Raw genomic sequence first — 20,356 nt, 5'->3', positions numbered from 1 at the left:
AATAGAGAAAGGATGGGCGATGATGAAAGAAATATTGGAGCGTGTGAAAGAGCAGCTGGAACAATCGTTTGACGAACCGCGCTCGACGAGTCTTGATGGGGCGATTCATGAGCTTGAACGGTTAAAAGCGAGCGCCGGGGATAAACGGCAAATGATCGAAGATGTCATCCGTGCGGTGACTCACGCGCGCAATGCGCGAATGGAGCTGGCCGAGGCGGGAGATGAATCGGCGACAAACGCTTTCGCTGAGGCCTATCGGGCGCTCGATCAAGCGATTGAATCGTACAGTGGCGTCGATAACGACCCGGTGTAAGACGGATGGGGGCCCCCTTGGCCTTCATCTGTCGGAAATACGCGGAAGGCGGATGGATTGCAAGCGTTTGGCTGACGTGTTATACTGATTGGCAGCCAAGTAAATACAGGGAATGTTTTCTAGGGTTCCGCGGCTGCTTTGCGGCCGGCCTGCGACCGAGAGAAAACGCGCGGCATCGCCGCGTGCACGGAGGGACAAAAGCCCGGGAGGAGCATCGTTTCGATCGTTCTCGCGGCTTTTTTATTTTCGCTAAAAAGGGAGGACGGGGCATGGCGTGGGTTTATTTAATAGTTGCTGGTTTGTTCGAAGTTGTATGGGCGATCGCGCTGAAATATACGAACGGGTTTGCCCGCTTTTGGCCTTCTGTTGTGACGATTGCGGGGATGGCGGCGAGCTTTTACTTTTTATCACTGGCGATAAAAACGTTGCCGATCGGCACCGCCTATGCGGTGTGGACGGGAATCGGAGCGCTCGGCGCGGCCTTGGTCGGCATGTTGTTTTTAAACGAGCCAGTCAACGCGCCGCGTGTGGCGTTTTTGCTTTGCATTCTTGTCGGAGTCATCGGTTTGAAGTTTACAGCGGGGCAATAAATTGGATTCATTTCTTGTCAAGAAAAAGGGTTGACAACAGGTATAAATATTGAATATCATGAAAATATAAAAACGAATATAGTTTCTTTTGTTAAAGGGGAGTAGCTTTAACAGCAAAGTCGTCAGTTCAGGGCGCATGCCCTCGGCTTTGTTGGCAACGGCGACGTTGTTAGCGAGACCTTTACCGATGTTGGTAAAGGTCTATTTTATTTATGGAGGCCTTTACCAAAGATGGTAAGGGCCTTCTTTCATTTCATGAAACAAAAGGGGGGAAGATAATCGTAAAGGAAGATAGGTTCGGTTTCAAAAGAACAAAAAGTGGAGGGGATGGCATGCGTAAATGGTGGAAACGGCTTCGCTTCATCGTCCATGTCCGGCGTTTTCTACCGTTTTTGTTTGAATTTTTCGTTTCTCATGAAGTGCCAATGCGAAAAAAATTGTTTTCCGTCGGTTTGCTGCTTTTGTATATAGCGCTGCCGCTTGACCTCATTCCGGATTGGCTTGCGTTGTTTGGTTTGATCGATGATTTGGCCGTCTTCCTATTTATTTTGCAACAAGTCATTAAGATGGCTCCGGTTTCATTAAAAGAAAAATATAACTTGTAAAGGGGGATTCTTCCATGGATCTGTTGTCAGTGGAGTTTTGGACGGCGTTGCTGTCGATCATCATTATTGACCTTTTGCTGGCAGGGGATAACGCCATTGTGATCGGATTGGCGGCCCGCAACTTGCCCAAACACCAGCAAAAAAAGGCCGTTGTCTGGGGGACGGTCGGCGCTGTCGTCATCCGGGCGTTGGCGACCATCTTTGTCGTCTGGCTGCTGAAAATCCCAGGGCTTTTGCTTGTCGGCGGTGTGCTGCTTGTCTGGATCGCCTATAAGCTGCTTGTTGAGGGGAAGGGCCACGACGATGTTGAAGCCGGGGGAAATTTATGGGAGGCGATTCGCACGATCATTATTGCCGATGCGTTGATGGGGCTTGACAACGTATTGGCGGTCGCCGGCGCCGCGCACGGAAACTTTCTCCTCGTCGTTCTTGGGTTGCTCATTTCCGTTCCGATCATGGTGTGGGGCAGCACGCTTATTTTAAAATGGATCGAGCGCTTCCCAATCATTATTACGATCGGCGCCGGTGTCCTCGCCTGGACAGCGGCGAAAATGATCGTCGATGAGCCGTTTTTAAAGGAGTATTTTGCGAATCCTGTCGTGAAGTATGGATTTGAGCTGCTCGTTGTCGCTGCGGTCATTGCGGTGGGAACGATGAAAAAACGAAAAAGCGCCAAAGAGCCGCAACCGAAAGCCGCCAATGAATAATTGGCGGCTTTTGTGGCGGGGCAATCACCAAGCGGATGGCTATTTCCATTTCAGCAGCAGAAATTGCAGCAGCCATCCAATGGAGAGCCCGGGGATGACAGATAAAATCGGCAGCCAAATCGGCCCAAAAAACACGCCGCCGATCGTCACGTGCGACGAGTATATCAAGCCGACCGTCACAAAGTAGGCGGAGACGACAAACGGCAAAAACGAGTACGGTGTTCGCCCGCCGCCCGCATCTTTAAATGCATCCCATATGGCAAAAAAGTATAAACATGGATAAAACATCAGCCATCCGATATCGACAATGCGGGCGGCCTCATCCGTACGTCCCAAAAAGCTGAGGCGGATGGCTTCATTGAATTGGGATTGGGTGTTAATCGCAAATTCCAACGCAATAAACAAAATTCCTTTTATATACTTTTTGTTCAACAGTTGCCCAAATCCAGGCAAAGCAATGCTCCATAACAATGCTTCGATCGCCTTCACCTTATCGAACCCTTTTCTGAGATAATATTAGTTGATCGTTGCTTCGTCCATTGCACCGTCAGATAGAGCTGGGGACAATCGATGGGTGCTTCATGGTCAGTTGCTGGTTAAGCCGATGGGTGCAATTACATTTTTTGCGCCAAAGACTTGTTTTATACTTTTGTGCAATAGGAATGCGGGAAAACTCTCCTATAGAACCAAACCATACATTAGCTGAAGATGAAAAAATGTCTTTTAATTTTTCGGAATAATGAATATAATAGTAGCGTAAAGGATTTTGACAAATAAAAAAGGAGGAAGCCGTGTGAAGGGGCTAAAATCGATTTTGTTATGGGGCCTGATTTCCGTCCTTGGGGCCGCAGGATTTGCCGTTTTGGCGCTAAGCCGCGGCGAATCGGTCAACGCGATGTGGCTGATTGTCGCTGCCGTCTGCACGTATGCGGTCGCCTATCGATTTTACAGCCGGTTTATCGCCCGCAAAGTGTTCGGTCTTGATGATAACCGGAAAACGCCGGCGGAAGTGTTCAATGACGGAAAGGACTATGTTCCGACGAATAAATGGGTGTTATTTGGCCATCACTTTGCCGCCATCGCCGGCGCTGGACCGCTTGTCGGGCCGATTTTGGCCGCGCAGATGGGCTATTTGCCGGGGACGCTTTGGATTGTGATCGGGGTCGTTCTTGGCGGGGCGGTGCAAGACTTTGTCATTCTGTTCGCTTCGATGCGCCGCAATGGAAAGTCGCTTGGCGAAATGATTAAAGAAGAAATGGGGCCGGTGACGGGCTTTATCGCAGCGCTTGGCATTTTAGGCATTATGATTATTTTATTGGCCGTGTTGGCGCTCGTTGTGGTGAAAGCGCTTGTCGGAAGCCCGTGGGGGATGTTTACGATCGCCGCGACGATTCCGATTGCGATTTTGATGGGCATTTACATGCGCTTCATCCGTCCGGGGCGCGTCGCTGAGGCGTCGCTTGGAGGATTTGTGCTGTTGATTTTATCGATTGTGGCCGGGCAATACGTGGCCGAGCATCCGACGCTTTCGGCGATGTTTACGCTAAAAGGGGAAACGATCGCCATCTTAATGATCATTTACGGCTTCGTCGCTTCGGCGTTGCCGGTATGGCTATTGTTGGCGCCGCGCGACTATTTGAGCACGTTCTTGAAAATCGGCACGATCGTCGGATTGGCGCTCGGCATTTTCGTCGTGACGCCGGACTTGCAAATGCCGGCGGTGACGAAGTTTATCGACGGCACGGGGCCGGTGTTCGCAGGCGACTTGTTCCCGTTCTTGTTCATTACGATCGCTTGCGGAGCGGTGTCCGGTTTCCACGCGCTCGTTTCGTCCGGTACAACGCCGAAGATGATTGAGCTTGAAAGCCATGCGCGGCCGATCGGTTACGGCGCGATGCTGATGGAGTCGTTCGTCGCTGTCATGGCGATGGTCGCTGCTTGCATTTTGACGCCGGGGGCGTATTTTGCCATCAACAGTCCGGCGGCGGTGATCGGCACAGACGTGGCGCAGGCAGCCAAAGTCATCTCATCGTGGGGCTTCACCGTGACGCCGGATATGCTTGCTCAGCTGGCCAAAGACGTCGGCGAGCAAACAGTATTGTCGCGCACGGGCGGGGCGCCGACGCTGGCGATCGGAATGGCGGTCATTTTATCGAACGTCATCGGCGGCAAGGCGCTCATGGCCTTTTGGTATCACTTTGCCATCTTGTTTGAGGCGCTGTTTATCTTGACGACGATTGATGCGGGCACGCGCGTCGGCCGCTTCATGATCCAAGACATTATGGGCACGTTCTACAAACCGCTCGGCAAAACGGATTCGCTTGCCTCGAACTTGATCGCAACAACCCTTTGCGTATTGGCATGGGGTTACTTCCTGTACCAAGGCGTTGTCGACCCGCTCGGCGGCATCAACACGCTATGGCCGCTATTTGGCATCGCCAACCAAATGCTTGCCGGCATCGCCTTGTTGTTTGCGACGACGGTTCTATTTAAAATGGGCAAAAAAGCGTATGTTTGGGTCACGCTCGTGCCGACGACATGGCTGCTTGTCGTGACGTTGACTGCGGGATACCAAAAGCTGTTCCACGAAAATGTCAAAATCGGTTTCTTGTCGCATGCGAAGATGTTCCAGGACAGCTTGAGCCAAGGAAAAATCTTGGCGCCGGCAACGAATGAGGCGCAAATGCGGCAAATTATTATGAACGACTACATTGACGCTACGCTGTGCGCCATTTTCATGCTTGTTGTGATCGCAATGCTTATTTCGGCGTTGAACATCTGGATCAAAGTGTTGCAAAACAAACATGTGCCGCTCAAGGAAGCGCCGTACGTGCCGCGCGATGGAGAAGGAGCGAAGCATTATGCCTAAATGGCTGCAAACGGTGTTGGCGTACCGCCGGCAGTTTCTTGACTTGCTTGTCGGTGTGCCGAGTTATGAAAAATATGTCGAGCATATGAAAACCCATCACCCTGGCGTGCCGATCAAGTCGCGGAAAGAGTTTTTCTGCGAGGCGCAAGAGGCGCGCTACAATGCCAAAGGTGGCAAAGTGTCGCGTTGCTGCTAGCGGACGGGAAGGAAGGAGGGGCGCGTTCCCTTCTTCCTTTTTTCTTCTTGTTCATTATCGCTGAGAAAATGTTCGGTTGGCGGCATGGTTTTTGTGAAAGACGTTGGGAGCGTTGGATCAACCCTCAGTGGAGAAAGGAGCTGTACATACGATGCGCATTCTGTTTGTCGGAGCGGGAGCGGTCGGCGGGTATTTCGGCGGCCGTCTTCTTGAAAAAGGGGTGGACGTAACGTTTCTTGTCCGCGAGCGAAGAAAACGGGAGATCGAAGAACGCGGGCTTGTCATCCACAGCGTCCATGGCGATGTGGTATTGGCGCCGAAATTGCTTGTTGCCGGCAAACCGGCCGAGCCGTTTGATCTTGTCGTGTTCTCAAGCAAAGCGTACCATTTAGACGGCGCCATCGCCGACGCGAAACCGTATGTTGGAGAGGCGACGATGATTTTGCCGTTGTTAAATGGCATGGCCCATATGGATGCGTTATGGGAGGCGTTCGGCCGCGAGAATGTCTTAGGCGGGCTTTGCTTTATCGAAACGACGTTAAACGAGAGAGGGGAGATCATCCAAACGAGCCCGGCGCATGAGATACGTTTCGGTGAATGGCCTGCAGGACGGACTGAACGGGTGGAGGCGCTCGAATCGCTGTTTGCCGGCGCCAACGCCTGCTTTCGCCTAAGCGAACAAATTGCAGCTGATATGTGGAACAAATATTTGTTTATCGCGACGATGTCGGGCGTGACAACGCTGTTCCGCGCCCCGATCGGGCCGATCCGTTCCGGGGAGTACGGGAGCGTCATCATCGATCGGCTGTTTCGGGAAATCAAAACGATCATTCAGGCGCATGGGGCGCCGCTGACCGATGAAATGGCTGAGCGGCAGCGCACCCAGCTCGAGCAGATCGCCCCAACGATGAAATCGTCGATGCAGCGCGATATGGAAAAAGGACAGCTCATTGAAGCCGATCATTTGCAAGGGTATTTGCTAGCATTGGCGAAGCGGCATGGCATCCATGCTCCGATGCTCGAAACGGTGTATCACAATTTAAAAATTTACGAGTCAAGCCGCGTTGTCGCGGAATAAGTGGTGGACAAGTGTTGGCCGGCCGGCGGGAGCCTATGGGCAACCGCTCGCCGGCTTATTTTTGTGAACAAAAGAGAGTTGTTTCTTGCAGCGATGTAGTGTACAGTTAGTAGTGAAAACGTGTGCACAGAGGAGGAGCTGCTGTGAAAAAAGTGTGGTGGAAAGAGGGCGTTGCCTACCAAATTTATCCTCGCAGCTTTATGGATGCCAACGGCGACGGCATCGGTGATCTTCGCGGCATTATGGAAAAGTTGGACTATTTGGTGGAGCTTGGGGTCGATATCATCTGGATTTGCCCGATTTACCGATCGCCGAACGCTGATAACGGATATGACATCAGCGACTATTATGCCATTATGGATGAGTTTGGAACGATGGATGACTTCGATGAATTGCTTGTTGAAGCGCATCGGCGCGGGTTGAAAGTCATTTTGGATTTGGTCATCAATCATACGAGTGATGAGCATCCGTGGTTTATCGAATCGCGGTCATCGCGGGACAATCCGAAGCGCGACTGGTACATTTGGCGCGATGGCAAAGACGGGCGCGAACCGAACAACTGGGAAAGCATTTTCGGCGGCTCGGCATGGCAGTATGACGAGCGGACGGGGCAGTACTATTTGCATCTTTTCGATGTGAAACAGCCCGATTTGAACTGGGAAAACAGCGAGGTGCGCCAAGCGCTGTATGACATGATCAACTGGTGGTTGGATAAAGGCATCGACGGCTTTCGCGTCGACGCGATTTCCCACATTAAGAAAAAGCCGGGTCTTCCCGACTTGCCAAATCCGAAGGGGCTGAAGTACGTGCCGTCATTTGCTGCGCACATGAACCAGCCAGGGATTATGGAGTATTTGCGAGAGTTGAAAGAGCAAACGTTTGCACGATATGACATTATGACGGTCGGCGAGGCGAACGGAGTAACGGTTGATGAGGCTGAACAATGGGTCGGGGAAGAAAACGGCGTGTTTAATATGATTTTTCAGTTCGAGCATTTAGGGCTTTGGAAAAGGAAAGCCGATGGTTCGATCGATGTCCGCCGGCTGAAGCGGACGTTGACGAAATGGCAAAAAGGATTGGAAAACCGTGGGTGGAACGCGCTCTTTTTGGAAAACCACGACTTGCCTCGATCGGTGTCGACATGGGGAAATGACGGCGAGTATTGGGCGGAGAGCGCGAAGGCGCTTGGCGCGCTCTACTTTTTTATGCAAGGGACGCCGTTCATTTACCAAGGGCAAGAGATCGGGATGACGAACGTGCAATTCTCCGACATTCGCGACTACCGCGATGTCGCTGCCTTGCGTCTGTATGAGCTCGAACGGGCGAACGGCCGGACGCATGAGGAAGTGATGAAGATCATTTGGAAAACCGGGCGCGACAACTCGCGCACCCCGATGCAATGGTCTGATGCCCCGAACGCAGGGTTTACGACTGGCACGCCATGGATCAAGGTGAACGAAAACTATCGTACGATTAATGTTGAAGCCGAGCGGCGCGATCCGAACTCAGTATGGTCGTTTTATCGACAAATGATTCAGCTTCGGAAAGCGAACGAGCTGTTTGTTTACGGAACGTACGATCTGCTTTTGGAAAATCACCCATCCATTTACGCGTACACAAGAACGCTTGGCCGCGATCGGGCGCTTGTCATTGTCAACGTATCCGATCGGCCTTCGCTTTACCGCTATGACGGCTTCCGCCTTCAGTCAAGCGATTTGGCGCTTTCGAACTACCCGGTCCGTCCGCATAAAAATGCGACGCGTTTTAAGCTGAAGCCGTACGAGGCGCGCGTATACATCTGGAAAGAATAAGGAGGAATTTGCCTTTCCGTGTTGAATGAATCAATGAATACGGAAAGGATGGTAAAGGCTGCCGATTCTTCGGCGGCTTTTTTCTTCATGCATAATAGAAGGATGATGCTGCGCAAACAACACCCGGGAAACCGCCGGCTGGGCGGGGCTTTTTTGGCGTCATCCTGCCGGGAGAACGGTGAAATAGCATTTTGCTTAAACGGCGGCATATGATTATGTTATACTAACAAATATTAAGGGACACGAAATACATAGTTCGCAAGGGGGATCGGTATGGGAGCGGAGCAGCAGCCGCTTATTGCAGAACAAAAAGAAAAAATATGGACGAAAGATTTCGTTTTGATTTGTTTGGCCAATTTTTTTGTGTTTCTTGGGTTTCAAATGACGCTGCCGACCATTCCGCTGTTTGTCGAGCATTTGGGCGGCAACGATCAGCTGATTGGCGTTGTCGTTGGTGTGTTTACGTTTTCGGCGCTCATCGTCCGTCCGTTCGCCGGCCATGCGCTTGAGACGAAAGGGCGCCGGTTTGTGTTTTTATTGGGTCTTCTCATTTTTGTCATTTCTGTCGGTTCCTACAGCTTGATCTCAAGCATTTTCCTTCTCTTTTTGATGCGGGTCGTCCAAGGAATCGGCTGGGGGTTTTCAACAACCGCTTCCGGAACGGTGGCGACGGACATCATTCCAGCGAGCCGCCGCGGGGAAGGAATGGGCTATTACGGGCTGTCCGGAAATATCGCCTTGGCGTTTGGTCCGTCGCTTGGACTTGTGCTTGCCGCTATGATTCCGTTTAGCCATCTGTTTGCCATTTGTGCGGCGCTTGGAGTCGCTTCGGTGCTGTTTGCCGCCGCGATCACGTATAAAAAAGTGGAAGCCGTGCATGGCAAAGGGGCGAACAGATGGGATTTGTACGAAAAAAGCGCTTTAACTCCGTCGGTGCTGTTGTTTTTCTTGACGGTGACGTTCGGCGGCATCGCCTCATTCTTGCCTCTATATACGGCGCAAAAGCAGATCGGCGGCCTGCAGCTGTACTTTTTGCTTTATGCGCTTGCCTTGATGGTGACGCGAACGTTCGCTGGCCAGTTGTATGACCGAAAAGGGCATCGGGCCGTCTTTCTCCCTGGTGCGGGGCTTATTTTGCTGGCGATGCTTCTTCTCGCTTGGCTGCCGGGAGAATGGGCGTTGCTTTTGGCGGCGGTGCTGTACGGTTTCGGCTTTGGCATGGTGCAGCCCGGGCTGCAGGCGTGGTCCGTCGAGCGGGCCCCTGCCCACCGCAAGGGAATGGCGAACGCGACATTTTTCTCGTTTTTTGATTTAGGGGTCGGCGTTGGGGCGATGGTGTTTGGCCAAATCAGCCATTGGTTCGGCTATCCGAGCATTTATTTAGCTGCTAGCGGTTCGGTGCTCCTTTCGATGCTTGTCTATCTGTCGGTCTTGCATAAAGAACAATCGCTTCGCCCCAGGGAACGAAAAAACGCTTAGGGATAACCCCTAGGCGTTTTTTCTGCCCAGCGGCGCATCGAAACGGCCTTTGAGTGCGGCTCGTCACCGCCGGGAATGCACTTCGTAAATGGCGAATTTTAAGTAGTCGCCTTCTTCCGCGGCAAGGAGTTTCGGGTGGTCGTAGCCGGCGCCGTTCCAATATACTTGGCGCAGCACTTTTTTCGCGTCAAATGCCGCATCAGCGATCATCTCTTGAAATAGGTGCGGGCGGACGTGGTACGAGCAGCTTGATGTGACGAAAAAGCCGCCGTCTTTGACAAGCTTCAATCCGTTTAAGTTAATGTCTTTATAGCCGCGCAGCGCCTTCGGGACGGCATGGGCCGATTTCGCGAACGCCGGCGGGTCGATGATGACGACATCCCACTGTTTGCCGGCGCGCACCGATTCGCGCAAATAGTCGAAGGCGTTGGCGACGACAAATTCAACGTTCGTGAATCCGTTTAACGCGGCGTTCCGTTTCGCCGTTTCGATGGCATGTTCGGAAATATCGACGGCAGTAGCATGTTTTGCCCCATACAGACAAGCGTTTAGCATAAACGAGCCGGTATGGGTGAAGCAGTCGAGCACCGTCGTCTCCGGACCGATGAGCGGACGAAGGGCGGCGCGGTTTTGCCGCTGGTCGAAGAAAAAGCCCGTTTTTTGTCCGTTTTCAATATCGACGATGTATTTCACGCCGTTTTCCTCGATTTCGATTTCAGTTTCCGCTTCCCCGTACCAAAAGCCTTTTTCTTGTTTGAGACCCTCAAGCTCCCGAACGGACACATCGTTGCGCAAATAAATGGCCCTTGGGGCAAACACGTCAAGCAAGCCGCGCAAAATCCAGTCTTTCCGCCTTTCCATGCCGAGCGCCAAAATTTGCACAACAAGCACATCTTCATATTTGTCGACGATCAATCCGGGCAAAAAGTCGGCCTCGCCATAGACGGCTCGGCAGGAGCGAACGCCGGGAATCATCCGTTCACGGTACGCCCACGCCTGACGGATGCGGTCGATGAAAAAGCGCTCATCGAGTTCATCGTTTGGGTTTTGCGTCAAAACGCGGACGATGATTTGCGAAGCGGGGTTGATATATCCTTTCGCCAGCCAATAGCCTTGATGATTGTAAACGTCAACGAAGTCGCCCGGCGCCGCATCGCCTTCGATGCGGTCGACTTCACTTTGAAAAATCCATGGATGCCCTTGCTCAAGCCGTTTTTTTCGTTCTCTTTTCAGGATGACCTTCGCCATCGTTTCCACTCCCATCCAATCGTCATTTGTGATTTTAGTCCGAACAACTCTCGCAAGTCTCGATACACCAAACCTTGCAGTTTCTTAAACGAAGAAAGCAGATGGTGTTCGTATGCGACTTTCGAGGCAAAGTTCAACGCTTGTTTCATCGCTTGCATCGTCTCAACGAGTTGTTGATGTTGGGCTTCCGTTGGCAACAACCGAATTTTAGCGGTGACGACCAATTCCATGCGTTTCACCTCCTTTTTTTCAGTATTATAATTTTACCGTGTATTACTGAAAAACGAACCGTTTTTCGTACAAAAAATAAAAAAGGGCAATTCCTCCCTCACCTTCCCTTCTCTTAGAGGTGGGGGACTCCTTGCCTAATAACGTTGAAACGTGCGGCGCAACGTCGGCGAAAAAAAGATTGACAACCGTTGCCGTCGTGGTATGATAAGTGTAAAGAAAACTGAAAATTGCACCATCATCCACTAGGGGGGCCTTTAGAAAGGCTGAGATCAAAGTGTGCCTTTGAGACCCTTAGCACCTGATCTGGGTAATGCCAGCGTAGGGAAGTGGAGGAGCAGCACAGCAAGGCTAGGCGCTTTGCCTTGCCAACGTCGTCGCATGCCCACGCCGCTTTCTTTACGCCAATAGGCAAAGGAAGCGGCGTTTTTATTTTGCTAAAAAAGGGGGAGGACGAATGTCATTCGCAAAGCAATTGCGCCAAGCGGCCGATCCGATCTGGCAGGCGAGCTTTCGCCATCCGTTTGTTCAGGAGCTTGGCCAAGGGACGCTCGCGCGCGAGAAGTTTCGCTATTACGTGATGCAAGATGCCTATTATTTGCGCCATTTTGCCCGCGTGCAGGCGATCGGGGCAGCGAAATCGCCGGATTTGGCGACGACAGCCCGGTTGGCGCACCATGCACAAAGCACGTGCGAAGCCGAGCTGTCGCTGCATGAAACGTTCGCCGAGCTGCTAGGCATTACGGAAGAGGAAAGGGCGGCGTTCATTCCGGCGCCGACGGCGTACGCCTATACGTCGCACATGTACCGCGCGGCGTACGAAGGGCATCTCGGTGATGTTATCGCCGCCATTTTGCCGTGCTACTGGCTGTATTACGAAATTGGCGAGCGCTTGAAAACATGCCGGCCGAACGATCCGATTTATGAAAAATGGATCGGCACCTACAGTTCGGACTGGTTCCGCTCGCTTGTGGAAGAGCAAATCGCGCGGCTTGACGACATCGCTGACGCGGTCACCGAAGAGGATCGCCATCGGATGAAGCGGCATTTCCTCATCAGCAGCGAATATGAGTACGAGTTTTGGGAGATGGCGTATCGGCTTGAGCAGTGGCCGTCGGCTGAATTGGCGGCGAGCCGTTGACTCGATGCAAGGAGGAGAACAGGATGGAAGTGAAGACAAAAGGGTTAAAATTGGCGGATATTTTAACGACGATCGTCATTGCGATTGTGTTCGGCATCATTTACAAATTGTGGGGTCCGTTGTACAGTGCGGTCGGAGTATTCGGATTTCATCTTGACCAACTCATTTACGGGATGTGGTTTATCGCCTCCTCGCTCGCTTATTTGCTCATTCGCAAGCCAGGGGTGGCGCTGCTTGCTGAAGTAGCCGCCTCGTCCGGCGAACTCATTATGGGATCGCAATGGGGGCTTGAAGTGCTCATTTACGGGGTCGTTCAAGGGCTGTTTGCCGAGCTCGTCTTTGCCGCCTTCCGCTATCGGCGCTTTGATGCGTTCGTTGTATCGCTCGGCGCGGTCGGGGCGACGATTGGTTCGCTCATCATGGACTTTTACAAAGGCTATATTGAGGCGCTCGCCCCATGGAATATGGCGCTCTTTTTGCTGGCGCGTTTTATCGGTGCCATCCTCATCTCCGGCGTGTTTGCTGTTTCATTGGCGAAAGCGCTCGAAAAAACCGGAGTGACGCAAATGTGGCGTCCGGCCTCGAAAGACGATTACGATGCGTTGAACCGGTAAGGCGGCGAATGGCGATGAAACAAGCAATTGCGATTGATCGGCTGCGTCTGAAATTTCCCGGGAGCGACGGGCTGCTGTTTCGCGACTTGTCGCTTTCGATTGCCGAGGGGGAGAAAGTGCTCCTCCTTGGTCCGTCGGGATGCGGCAAGTCGACATTATTGCAAGTGATGGCTGGCATCATTCCCCACTCGATCGATGTGCCGATGAAAGCGGAGCGCCTTGAGCGGCCGAAACGGTGGGGCTATGTTTTCCAAGATCCTGATGCGCAATTTTGCATGCCGTATGCGGACGAGGAAATCGCTTTTGCCCTCGAAAATCGAAGCGTGCCGCGCCACGAGATGCCCGTCCGCATCCGTGCCCTGCTGGACCAAGTCGGTTTGGAGATCGCCCCGCATACTGATATTCATACGCTTTCCGGTGGAATGAAGCAGCGGTTGGCTCTTGCTTCGGTGCTGGCGCTTGAGCCGGATATCTTGTTTTTGGATGAGCCGACGGCGCTGCTCGATGAAGAAGGGACGAAGGCGGTATGGCAAACGGTGAAGCAGGTGGGCCGCGGCAAAACGGTCGTCATCGTCGAGCATAAAATTGACCATGTGCTCGACTTTGTGGATCGCATTGTCTTGTTCGGCCGCGATGGGCGCATCGTCGCCGACGGCGAGGCGAAAGCGGTGTTTTCCGACTATAAAGACGTCATTGCCGCTGAAGGCATTTGGTATCCAGGCGTCTGGGACGACTATGATCGAACGGCAAGGCGGCGGAAACACCATAAAGGCGAGAAGCTTCTTCGCCTCGCCCGTTTTCGCGGGTTCCGCGGCCGTGAGGCGAAAATCTATGTTCCTGAAGCAACGGTGCACGCCGGCGAATGGATTGCCGTCACCGGAAAAAACGGCGCCGGCAAAAGCACGCTGTTGCATGCGCTCATGCAACTCATTCGCACGGACGGCGAGTATATGCTGCTAGGCGCCGACATCAAGCGGCAACACCCGCTCTACCGCCATATTGCGTTCGTTTTCCAAAATCCGGAGTGGCAATTTGTCACCCATTCCGTTCGCGAAGAGCTCGCCTACTCGCTTCGGCTTGAAGGGCGGCCGGAAGCGGAAATCGAGGAAACCATCACCCGCCTGTTGCGTGAATTTGACCTTGTTGAGCAGCAAGACCAGCACCCGTACCAACTGTCGGTCGGACAAAAGCGGCGGTTGAGCGTCGCCGCTTCGATCGTCGCCGGCCAACGCCTCTTTTTGCTTGATGAGCCGACGTTTGGTCAGGACGCGAAAAACACGTTTGCTTTGCTTGAAATGCTTGAAGCGCACCGCGAACAAGGAGCGGCGATCATGATGGTTACACATGACGAACAAATCGTCCGCCGTTTTGCGACGAGACGGTGGGTGATTGAAGACGGGGCGCTCGTTCGGGACGAACAGCTTGACATCCGAGAGCCGGTGTTGGCGGAAGGTGGGGCAGGGCGATGAAATGGGAGGTTCGCTGCCGCGAGACATGGCTTCATGAGACGAACCCGAGCTTGAAGCTCATTGTGCTTGTCGTGCTCTTTTTCGCTGTGTTGTTCATTCATAACCCGAATGTGCTGATTAACGTTTCGCTCGCTCTCTTCGTTTTGTTTTGCTTTGGCACCGGCTATCCGGCGAATGTGTTGTTTTGGCTGTTTTTGCCGTTTTTCCTCGTCTTTGTTTCGACGGCTTCATCGATGATGATGTTTGGCGAAGGAACAACGACATGGGTTCGCTGGGGGCTCATCCATATTACAGCGGAAAGTTTTTGGCGCGGGGTGCACATCGGGTTTCGCGCTTTGGCGCTTGGGCTTCTCGGGTTGATTTTTTCGCTGACGACCCGGCCGGTTCCGTTGTTTTATTCACTCATGCAGCAGCTGAAGCTGAAGCCAAAGTATGCGTACAGTTTTTTGGCGGCCGTTCGCCTATTGCCGATTATGCTTGAAGAGTTTCAGACGATCCGCTATGCGTTAACAGTGCGCGGCGTGCCGAACAAGGGCGGCCTCAGCAAAGTGAAGCGCTACGCCATTCCGCTGTTGTCGCAAAGCATCCGCCGCGCCCAGCGCATCGCTGTGGCGATGGAAGCGAAACAATTTTCCGGCAGCGGGGGGCGCACGTTTTATTATGAAATCGGGTTCGGCAAATATGATATTTGGCTTGTCGCCTTGTTTGCCGCTTTGATGTTCGCCGCCTACTATGTCGGCGTTCATTATCCGTATATTTCTATAAGCGATGTACGGTAGAAAGAAAGGGATGGCGATGGGGGTTCTCCATTTCATTTCCACCGGGCGTCAGACGGTTGGCGAGTTCGCCGCGATTTGTGCGCACACCCATCCGTATGCCGACCTGATTCATATTCGCGAAAAAGGGAAGACGGCGCGTGAAGTGGCGGCGTTTGTCATGTCCCTGCTTCGCGTCGGGGTGCCGCCGCAAAAAATCATCGTCAATGACCGGGTTGATGTCGCGGCTGTCTACGGTGTCAAAGGTGTGCAGCTTGCTTATCACAGCCTGCCGGTGCGCGCCGTCCGCCGCTCGTTTCCGGACTTGACGGTTGGTTGCTCGGTGCACGGGCTTGAGGAGGCGAAACAAGCCGAACAGGATGGCGCTCACTTTTGTTTGTATGGTCATATTTTTCCGACGGAAAGCAAGCCCGGTTTACGGCCGCGCGGTCTGGACTCGCTTGCGGAAATCGTGGCCGCCGTGTCCATTCCAGTCATCGCCATCGGCGGCATTCACGCCGGCAACGCCCGTCGGGTGCTGGAAGCGGGCGCGGCCGGGGTGGCGGTATTGTCGGCTGTTTTTTTCGCTGCCGACCCCGTTGCTGAGGCCAAACGGCTGGCAGACATAGTGAAAGGGAGGGGATAGGGGATGACGCATCGGTATGACGTCGCCATCGTCGGCGGCGGGGTGATTGGGGCGGCCATCGGTTTTGAGCTCGCCAAGCGGCGGCATCGCGTCGCCATTTTTGAAAAAGGAACGATGGGAAGCGGGGCGTCAAGCGCGGCAGCCGGCATGCTTGGGGCGCAATCCGAGTTTTCGACACCAAGCCCGCTTGTGCCGCTTGCCTTGCAAAGCCGAGCTCTCATGCCGGCCTTGGCTGAAGAGCTGAGGGAGAGGACCGGCATCGATATCGGCCTTGTCGAAAAAGGATTGATCAAACTAGCGACAACGGAAGAGGAAGCAGACGATCTCTATCGCCATTATACATTTTGGCGGGGCATAGGCGAACCGGTGCAGTGGCTCACGAAAGGGGAGGCGCTTGAAATGGAGCCGCGTCTTGCGGCGGAAGCGCTTGCTGGCGCGATGTACATCCCTGGCGATGGGCAAGTGAGCGCTCCGGATTTGGCCGCCGCTCTCGCCTATGCCGCCGCCTCCGCCGGCGCTTGTCTGTACGAGTATACGGAAGTGTTCGACATCCGTTCCGACAGCAGTGGGCATGTGTTAGACACAACAGGCGGAACGTTTGCCGCCGAGGCGGTCGTCATCGCTTCCGGCGCTTGGGCGGCGCGGCTCGGCGCGCGGGTTGGGCTTTCGCTTTCCGTTTATCCGGTCAAAGGGGAATGCGTCATGGTGCGCGCCCCGGTTCCGTTGTTGCAAACGACTGTATTTGCGAAAAACGGCTGCTACATCGTTCCGAAATCAGGAAACCGGCTGCTCATCGGAGCGACGTCCACGCCCGGCACGTTCGACCGGCGCGTATCGGCCGGTGGGGTGATGAACTTGCTTCACCGCGCCGCCCACCTTGTTCCGGACATCGAACAGGCGGAATGGGTGGCATCATGGAGCGGCATTCGGCCGCAGACCGAAGACGGCTTGCCTTATCTAGGCGAGCATCCGGAGCGGCGCGGCTTATTCGTCGCTGCCGGCCATTACCGGAACGGCATTTTGCTCAGCCCGTTGACCGGTCTGCTTGTCGCCGACTTAGTGGAGCGGAAAGAGACGGCGTTTGACCTTGCGCCATTTTCGTTGACACGCCATATCGGAAAGGTGGGGGTGGAATGACGTTAGTGATTAACGGGGAGACGGTCGCCGTGCCCGACGAGGTGAAAACGGTGGGCGATTTGCTTGCCCATTTCCGGCTTGAGAACAAGCTTTGCATCGTCGAAGTCAATGTCCGCATCATCCAAAAACATGAGTATGGGACGACGGCGCTATGCGATGGCGATCGCGTGGAAATCGTTCATTTTGTAGGAGGCGGTTGAGATGTTGAAAATTGGCCCATATGAATTCTCTTCGCGGCTGTTGCTCGGCACGGGCAAATATCCGAGCTTGGACGTGCAAAAAGAAGCGGTGGAAGCATCAGGGGCGGAAATTTTAACGTTCGCCGTCCGGCGAATGAACATCTTTTCTCCGGAGCAGCCGAACTTTTTAGAGCAGCTCGATTTAAGCAAATATAAGCTTTTGCCGAACACCGCCGGGGCGAAAACGGCCGAAGAAGCGGTGCGCATCGCCCGGCTCGCCAAGGCATCCGGATTGTGTGATATGATAAAAGTAGAAGTGATCGGCTGCGACAAAACGCTCCTCCCAGACCCGATCGAGACGTTGAAAGCGGCGGAAATGCTGCTTGAGGAAGGGTTTATCGTGTTGCCGTACACATCCGATGACGTCGTGCTGGCGAAGCGGCTTGAGGAGCTTGGCTGCCATGCGATCATGCCGGGCGCCTCGCCGATCGGGTCCGGGCAAGGCATCATCAATCCGCTCAATTTGAGCTTTATCATTGAGCAGGCGAACGTGCCGGTCATTGTCGACGCCGGCATCGGCGGACCGGCGGACGCGGCGCTGGCGATGGAGCTTGGCGCGGATGGGGTGCTGTTGAATACCGCTGTTTCCGGCGCGGCCGATCCAGTGAAAATGGCGAAAGCGATGAAGCTGGCGGTAGAAGCGGGCCGGCTCGGCTATGAAGCCGGACGCATCCCGAAAAAACGGTACGCGTCAGCGAGTAGCCCAATGGAAGGAATGAGTGTTGTTTGAACGAACGGTATTCCCGACAGCAACTATTTGCACCGATTGGAGAGGAAGGACAGAAGAAAATACGAGAAAAGCATGTCGTGCTGATCGGTGCCGGAGCGCTCGGCACAGGCAACGCCGAAGCGCTCGTGCGCGCCGGCATCGGCAAATTGACAATCATCGACCGCGATTACGTCGAATGGAGCAACTTGCAGCGCCAGCAACTGTACAGCGAAGCGGATGCGAAGGAGCGGCTGCCAAAGGCGATCGCCGCCAAACGGCGCCTTGAACAAATCAACAGCGAGGTTGAGATCGAGGCCATTGTCGGCGACGCCGGCCCGGAAGAATTGGAAACGATCGCTGTCAAGCAACGCCCTGACTTATGGATCGATGCGACAGACAATTTTGATACGCGCCTTGTCATCAATGACGTTGCCTACAAGTACAACATTCCGTGGATTTATGGCGCTTGTGTCGGCAGTTACGGTTTAAGCTGCGCCTTCATTCCGAACCGCACGCCTTGTTTGTATTGCTTGCTTGAAACGGTGCCGCAAGGGGGATTGACGTGCGATACGGCCGGCATTATCAGCCCAGCGGTGCAAATGGTTGTCAGCTATCAGATGGCTGAGGCGTTAAAAATTTTAGTGGAGGACTGGTCGGCGCTCCGCGGCAAGCTCGTTTCGTTTGACCTTTGGACGAACGAATATGCCGCCATTCGCATTGACGGGGTGAAAAAGGACGGTTGCCCGACGTGCGGACGTCATCCATCTTATCCGTTTCTTTCCTATGAACAACGGACGAAGACTGCCGTCTTGTGCGGGCGCGATTCTGTGCAAATCCGTCCGCCTGCCCGACGCGAGTACGACTTGAATGAAGTGGCGGAGCTGTTTCGCCGCCAAGGGCTTCAAGCGGAAGCGAACCCGTATCTTGTCTCCGTTTCGCTCGGCGACAAGCGGTTGGTTGTCTTTCGTGATGGCCGTGCGCTTGTGCACGGCACGAAAGACGTGCAGGAGGCAAAGGCGATCTATTACCGCTATTTAGGTTGAAACGAGAGAAAATGAAATGAGGGCGTCTATTGATGGGAGGACGCCCTTGTTTTGTTCATCAAACTGTCAAAAAGACACCCTTCTCCTCCTGCTTTTCCCGCCGTCAATATGGTACGATGAAAGAGGGGAAGAAAAGGGAGGGGAAGACGAATGGCCGAGTGGTCGGTGACATTCAACATTGCCTCATTGCTTGTTCTTGTGTATTTGATTGGTTCCTGTTGGCTTGAATCATGATGCGCCTCGGTTCATCCGGCGCATTTTTCTTTTTGGTTGTCTGGCTTTATATGGAAGGACAACTCGCCAGCTATAGTCAGTTGGCGAAAAATTTGTTATATTTAAGATAGGAAGAGCGAAAACGGCTGCTGCCGGCCGCATCGCTTTGTTTCCGCTTAGCGCGGCAAGTGTGGTTTTTACGCATGATTCGGCGGAAAAATGGATATGAATAACATAGTCACCATCCATAGGAGTGTGAAGATTCGTTGGAAGAGTGGCCGTTAAGGTTGTTCGGGTGGTTTTTCCTCTCCCTGCTCGCGAATGCACTGTTCGCTTCAGCAGAAGCCGCGTTTTCTTCGGCAAGCAAGGCACGGTTGCGGCATTATGCGGAAGAGCATCTGCACAATAAGCGCCTCCAAGCGGTGATCGGTCAGCTTGACCGCGTGTTGTTGGCGCTTGCTGTGGCCAACCGCCTCACCAGCGTCGTGACGGTCGTGCTCTTTACGGACATCGCCGTTTCGTTGCTTGGGGAACAGATGGGCTTGTTTGCCACGCTGGCGGTGATGACAGTATTATTTGTCGTCTTCGGTGAAATTTTGCCAAAATCGATGGCGAAAGAGCATGCGGAGCAGCTCGCCATCCGATACGCCGGCCTTGCCTATGGGCTGATGAAGTTGATGACGCCGGTTACGGCGTCGCTCCAAGCCTTAAAAGATCGAATCGCCAAGAGGTTCGCCAATGGGGTGGCTGTGCCGGCTGTTACTGAGGAAGATATTAAAGTGATGGTTGAGCTGAGTGAAGAAGAAGGGGTCATCGACAACAAAGAAAAAGAATTGATCCAACGTTCGCTCGATTTTGATGAAATTTTGGTCGGAGAAATTTTCACGCCGCGCGCTGATATGGTGGCGGTGGAAGTGAACCAGCCGATTGAAGAGATTCGCGACGTGTTTTTGGAAGAGAAATATTCCCGCATCCCGGTCTATGAAGGGGATATTGACAACGTGATCGGCATTTTGTCGGAAAGCGACTTTTTCAGCGAGCTTGTGCAAAAGCGGGAGGTGCGCATCCGCGATTTGTTGCGCCAGCCGTTGTTCGTTGTCGAGTCAATGAAAGTGTCCGATCTCCTGCCGGAGCTGCAAAAAAGCAAAGTGCATATGGCGATCGTCGTCGACGAGTTTGGCGGCACCGCCGGCTTGATTACGCTCGAAGATATTCTCGAGCAAATTGTCGGCGAAATATGGGATGAGCATGATGAGGCGGTGAAAA

The 20,356-nt window shown here is 53.5% G+C and carries 22 protein-coding genes and 2 riboswitches; of the genes, 19 read left to right on the top strand and 3 right to left on the bottom strand.

Annotation, left to right across the window (positions count from 1 at the left end; all coding sequences use genetic code 11):
- Positions 1-22: 22 nt before the first annotated feature.
- The 4 genes from BRO54_RS13805 (at position 23) to BRO54_RS13790 (ending at position 2,215) form a co-directional block, all read left to right on the top strand.
- Positions 23-313 (top strand): hypothetical protein, encoded by a 291-nt coding sequence (locus BRO54_RS13805; RefSeq protein ID WP_011230111.1) that lies wholly within the window; start codon positions 23-25, stop codon positions 311-313.
- Between the two features lie 108 nt (positions 314-421).
- Positions 422-524: riboswitch (guanidine-I (ykkC/yxkD leader) on the top strand.
- A gap of 58 nt (positions 525-582) precedes the next feature.
- Positions 583-903 (top strand): DMT family transporter, encoded by a 321-nt coding sequence (locus BRO54_RS13800; RefSeq protein ID WP_011230112.1) that lies wholly within the window; start codon positions 583-585, stop codon positions 901-903.
- Between the two features lie 332 nt (positions 904-1,235).
- Positions 1,236-1,508, top strand: a complete 273-nt coding sequence (locus tag BRO54_RS13795) for a YkvA family protein (RefSeq protein ID WP_011230113.1) — start codon at positions 1,236-1,238, stop codon at positions 1,506-1,508.
- A gap of 14 nt (positions 1,509-1,522) precedes the next feature.
- Positions 1,523-2,215, top strand: a complete 693-nt coding sequence (locus BRO54_RS13790) for a TerC family protein (RefSeq protein ID WP_074044320.1) — start codon at positions 1,523-1,525, stop codon at positions 2,213-2,215.
- Between the two features lie 39 nt (positions 2,216-2,254).
- On the opposite strand, the gene BRO54_RS13785 is transcribed toward BRO54_RS13790, so the two are convergent.
- Positions 2,255-2,704 carry a hypothetical protein gene (locus BRO54_RS13785; RefSeq protein WP_074044319.1) on the bottom strand — a complete coding sequence of 150 codons (450 nt, stop codon included), beginning with the start codon at positions 2,702-2,704 and terminating at the stop codon, positions 2,255-2,257.
- 304 nt (positions 2,705-3,008) lie between these two features.
- On the opposite strand from BRO54_RS13785, the gene BRO54_RS13780 reads away from it, so the two are divergent.
- The 5 genes from BRO54_RS13780 (at position 3,009) to BRO54_RS13750 (ending at position 9,648) form a co-directional block, all read left to right on the top strand.
- Complete coding sequence (locus BRO54_RS13780; RefSeq protein WP_074044318.1) at positions 3,009-5,084, top strand: carbon starvation CstA family protein; 2,076 nt, start codon at positions 3,009-3,011, stop codon at positions 5,082-5,084.
- Positions 5,077-5,280, top strand: coding sequence for a YbdD/YjiX family protein (locus tag BRO54_RS13775; RefSeq protein ID WP_042381782.1), 204 nt, complete (start codon positions 5,077-5,079; stop codon positions 5,278-5,280). The genes BRO54_RS13780 and BRO54_RS13775 overlap by 8 nt, the downstream gene beginning before the upstream one ends.
- Positions 5,281-5,431: 151 nt before the next feature.
- On the top strand, positions 5,432-6,358 hold the full coding sequence (locus BRO54_RS13765) for a ketopantoate reductase family protein (protein WP_074044316.1): 927 nt from the start codon (positions 5,432-5,434) through the stop codon (positions 6,356-6,358).
- A 143-nt stretch (positions 6,359-6,501) separates the two neighbouring features.
- Positions 6,502-8,169, top strand: coding sequence for a glycoside hydrolase family 13 protein (locus tag BRO54_RS13760; RefSeq protein ID WP_074044315.1), 1,668 nt, complete (start codon positions 6,502-6,504; stop codon positions 8,167-8,169).
- Positions 8,170-8,442: 273 nt separating this feature from the next.
- A complete protein-coding gene (locus tag BRO54_RS13750) occupies positions 8,443-9,648 on the top strand; it encodes an MFS transporter (protein ID WP_014194966.1) in 1,206 nt (401 codons plus the stop codon).
- A 63-nt stretch (positions 9,649-9,711) separates the two neighbouring features.
- Here BRO54_RS13750 and BRO54_RS13745 read toward each other — a convergent pair whose 3' ends face one another.
- Positions 9,712-10,896 (bottom strand): class I SAM-dependent rRNA methyltransferase, encoded by a 1,185-nt coding sequence (locus BRO54_RS13745; protein WP_025038991.1) that lies wholly within the window; start codon positions 10,894-10,896, stop codon positions 9,712-9,714.
- Positions 10,878-11,126: a hypothetical protein gene (locus BRO54_RS13740; protein WP_050483821.1), complete on the bottom strand. Its 249-nt coding sequence runs from the start codon at positions 11,124-11,126 to the stop codon at positions 10,878-10,880. The genes BRO54_RS13745 and BRO54_RS13740 overlap by 19 nt, the downstream gene beginning before the upstream one ends.
- Before the next feature lie 235 nt (positions 11,127-11,361).
- Positions 11,362-11,469, top strand: a riboswitch (TPP riboswitch).
- Between the two features lie 112 nt (positions 11,470-11,581).
- Here BRO54_RS13740 and tenA point away from each other — a divergent pair.
- From tenA to BRO54_RS13685, 10 genes are all read left to right on the top strand, one after another.
- Entirely contained in the window at positions 11,582-12,265 is a 684-nt protein-coding gene (tenA, locus tag BRO54_RS13735) for a thiaminase II (RefSeq protein ID WP_013523027.1), read from the top strand.
- A gap of 23 nt (positions 12,266-12,288) precedes the next feature.
- The gene (locus tag BRO54_RS13730; protein ID WP_033024782.1) at positions 12,289-12,879 is read left to right on the top strand and encodes an ECF transporter S component; all 591 of its coding nucleotides are present in this window, start codon (positions 12,289-12,291) and stop codon (positions 12,877-12,879) included.
- A gap of 14 nt (positions 12,880-12,893) precedes the next feature.
- Positions 12,894-14,348 carry an ABC transporter ATP-binding protein gene (locus BRO54_RS13725; RefSeq protein WP_074044313.1) on the top strand — a complete coding sequence of 485 codons (1,455 nt, stop codon included), beginning with the start codon at positions 12,894-12,896 and terminating at the stop codon, positions 14,346-14,348.
- Positions 14,345-15,127: an energy-coupling factor transporter transmembrane component T family protein gene (locus tag BRO54_RS13720; protein WP_074044312.1), complete on the top strand. Its 783-nt coding sequence runs from the start codon at positions 14,345-14,347 to the stop codon at positions 15,125-15,127. Before BRO54_RS13725 ends, BRO54_RS13720 begins: the two co-directional genes overlap by 4 nt.
- 16 nt (positions 15,128-15,143) lie before the next feature.
- On the top strand, positions 15,144-15,749 hold the full coding sequence (gene tenI / locus BRO54_RS13715) for a thiazole tautomerase TenI (protein WP_074044311.1): 606 nt from the start codon (positions 15,144-15,146) through the stop codon (positions 15,747-15,749).
- 3 nt (positions 15,750-15,752) lie between these two features.
- Positions 15,753-16,886 carry a glycine oxidase ThiO gene (gene thiO, locus BRO54_RS13710; RefSeq protein WP_074044310.1) on the top strand — a complete coding sequence of 378 codons (1,134 nt, stop codon included), beginning with the start codon at positions 15,753-15,755 and terminating at the stop codon, positions 16,884-16,886.
- Positions 16,883-17,086 (top strand): sulfur carrier protein ThiS, encoded by a 204-nt coding sequence (gene thiS / locus BRO54_RS13705; RefSeq protein WP_014194970.1) that lies wholly within the window; start codon positions 16,883-16,885, stop codon positions 17,084-17,086. The genes thiO and thiS overlap by 4 nt, the downstream gene beginning before the upstream one ends.
- 1 nt (position 17,087) lies before the next feature.
- Positions 17,088-17,855: a thiazole synthase gene (locus tag BRO54_RS13700; RefSeq protein WP_014194971.1), complete on the top strand. Its 768-nt coding sequence runs from the start codon at positions 17,088-17,090 to the stop codon at positions 17,853-17,855.
- Positions 17,852-18,877, top strand: coding sequence for a thiazole biosynthesis adenylyltransferase ThiF (locus BRO54_RS13695; RefSeq protein WP_014194972.1), 1,026 nt, complete (start codon positions 17,852-17,854; stop codon positions 18,875-18,877). The genes BRO54_RS13700 and BRO54_RS13695 overlap by 4 nt, the downstream gene beginning before the upstream one ends.
- A 479-nt stretch (positions 18,878-19,356) precedes the next feature.
- Positions 19,357-20,356 (top strand): hemolysin family protein (locus BRO54_RS13685; RefSeq protein ID WP_074044309.1); only part of this gene is annotated, 1,000 nt, incomplete at its 3' end.

Source organism: Geobacillus proteiniphilus, assembly GCF_001908025.1.
GTDB lineage: Bacteria > Bacillota > Bacilli > Bacillales > Anoxybacillaceae > Geobacillus > Geobacillus proteiniphilus.
The sequence above is the reverse complement of the archived record's forward strand: the minus strand, read 5'-3'. Positions and strand labels throughout refer to the sequence as shown.

What these genes read in the sequence shown, in the direction of transcription:
- BRO54_RS13805 (WP_011230111.1), top strand. Translation starts at nt 23, where the DNA reads ATGAAAGAAATATTGGAGCGTGTGAAAGAGCAGCTGGAACAATCGTTT.
- BRO54_RS13800 (WP_011230112.1), top strand. Translation starts at nt 583, where the DNA reads ATGGCGTGGGTTTATTTAATAGTTGCTGGTTTGTTCGAAGTTGTATGG.
- BRO54_RS13795 (WP_011230113.1), top strand. Translation starts at nt 1,236, where the DNA reads ATGCGTAAATGGTGGAAACGGCTTCGCTTCATCGTCCATGTCCGGCGT.
- BRO54_RS13790 (WP_074044320.1), top strand. Translation starts at nt 1,523, where the DNA reads ATGGATCTGTTGTCAGTGGAGTTTTGGACGGCGTTGCTGTCGATCATC.
- BRO54_RS13775 (WP_042381782.1), top strand. Translation starts at nt 5,077, where the DNA reads ATGCCTAAATGGCTGCAAACGGTGTTGGCGTACCGCCGGCAGTTTCTT.
- BRO54_RS13765 (WP_074044316.1), top strand. Translation starts at nt 5,432, where the DNA reads ATGCGCATTCTGTTTGTCGGAGCGGGAGCGGTCGGCGGGTATTTCGGC.
- BRO54_RS13750 (WP_014194966.1), top strand. Translation starts at nt 8,443, where the DNA reads ATGGGAGCGGAGCAGCAGCCGCTTATTGCAGAACAAAAAGAAAAAATA.
- BRO54_RS13745 (WP_025038991.1), bottom strand. Translation starts at nt 10,896, where the DNA reads ATGGCGAAGGTCATCCTGAAAAGAGAACGAAAAAAACGGCTTGAGCAA.
- BRO54_RS13740 (WP_050483821.1), bottom strand. Translation starts at nt 11,126, where the DNA reads ATGGAATTGGTCGTCACCGCTAAAATTCGGTTGTTGCCAACGGAAGCC.
- tenA (WP_013523027.1), top strand. Translation starts at nt 11,582, where the DNA reads ATGTCATTCGCAAAGCAATTGCGCCAAGCGGCCGATCCGATCTGGCAG.
- BRO54_RS13730 (WP_033024782.1), top strand. Translation starts at nt 12,289, where the DNA reads ATGGAAGTGAAGACAAAAGGGTTAAAATTGGCGGATATTTTAACGACG.
- BRO54_RS13725 (WP_074044313.1), top strand. Translation starts at nt 12,894, where the DNA reads ATGAAACAAGCAATTGCGATTGATCGGCTGCGTCTGAAATTTCCCGGG.
- BRO54_RS13720 (WP_074044312.1), top strand. Translation starts at nt 14,345, where the DNA reads ATGAAATGGGAGGTTCGCTGCCGCGAGACATGGCTTCATGAGACGAAC.
- tenI (WP_074044311.1), top strand. Translation starts at nt 15,144, where the DNA reads ATGGGGGTTCTCCATTTCATTTCCACCGGGCGTCAGACGGTTGGCGAG.
- thiO (WP_074044310.1), top strand. Translation starts at nt 15,753, where the DNA reads ATGACGCATCGGTATGACGTCGCCATCGTCGGCGGCGGGGTGATTGGG.
- thiS (WP_014194970.1), top strand. Translation starts at nt 16,883, where the DNA reads ATGACGTTAGTGATTAACGGGGAGACGGTCGCCGTGCCCGACGAGGTG.
- BRO54_RS13700 (WP_014194971.1), top strand. Translation starts at nt 17,088, where the DNA reads ATGTTGAAAATTGGCCCATATGAATTCTCTTCGCGGCTGTTGCTCGGC.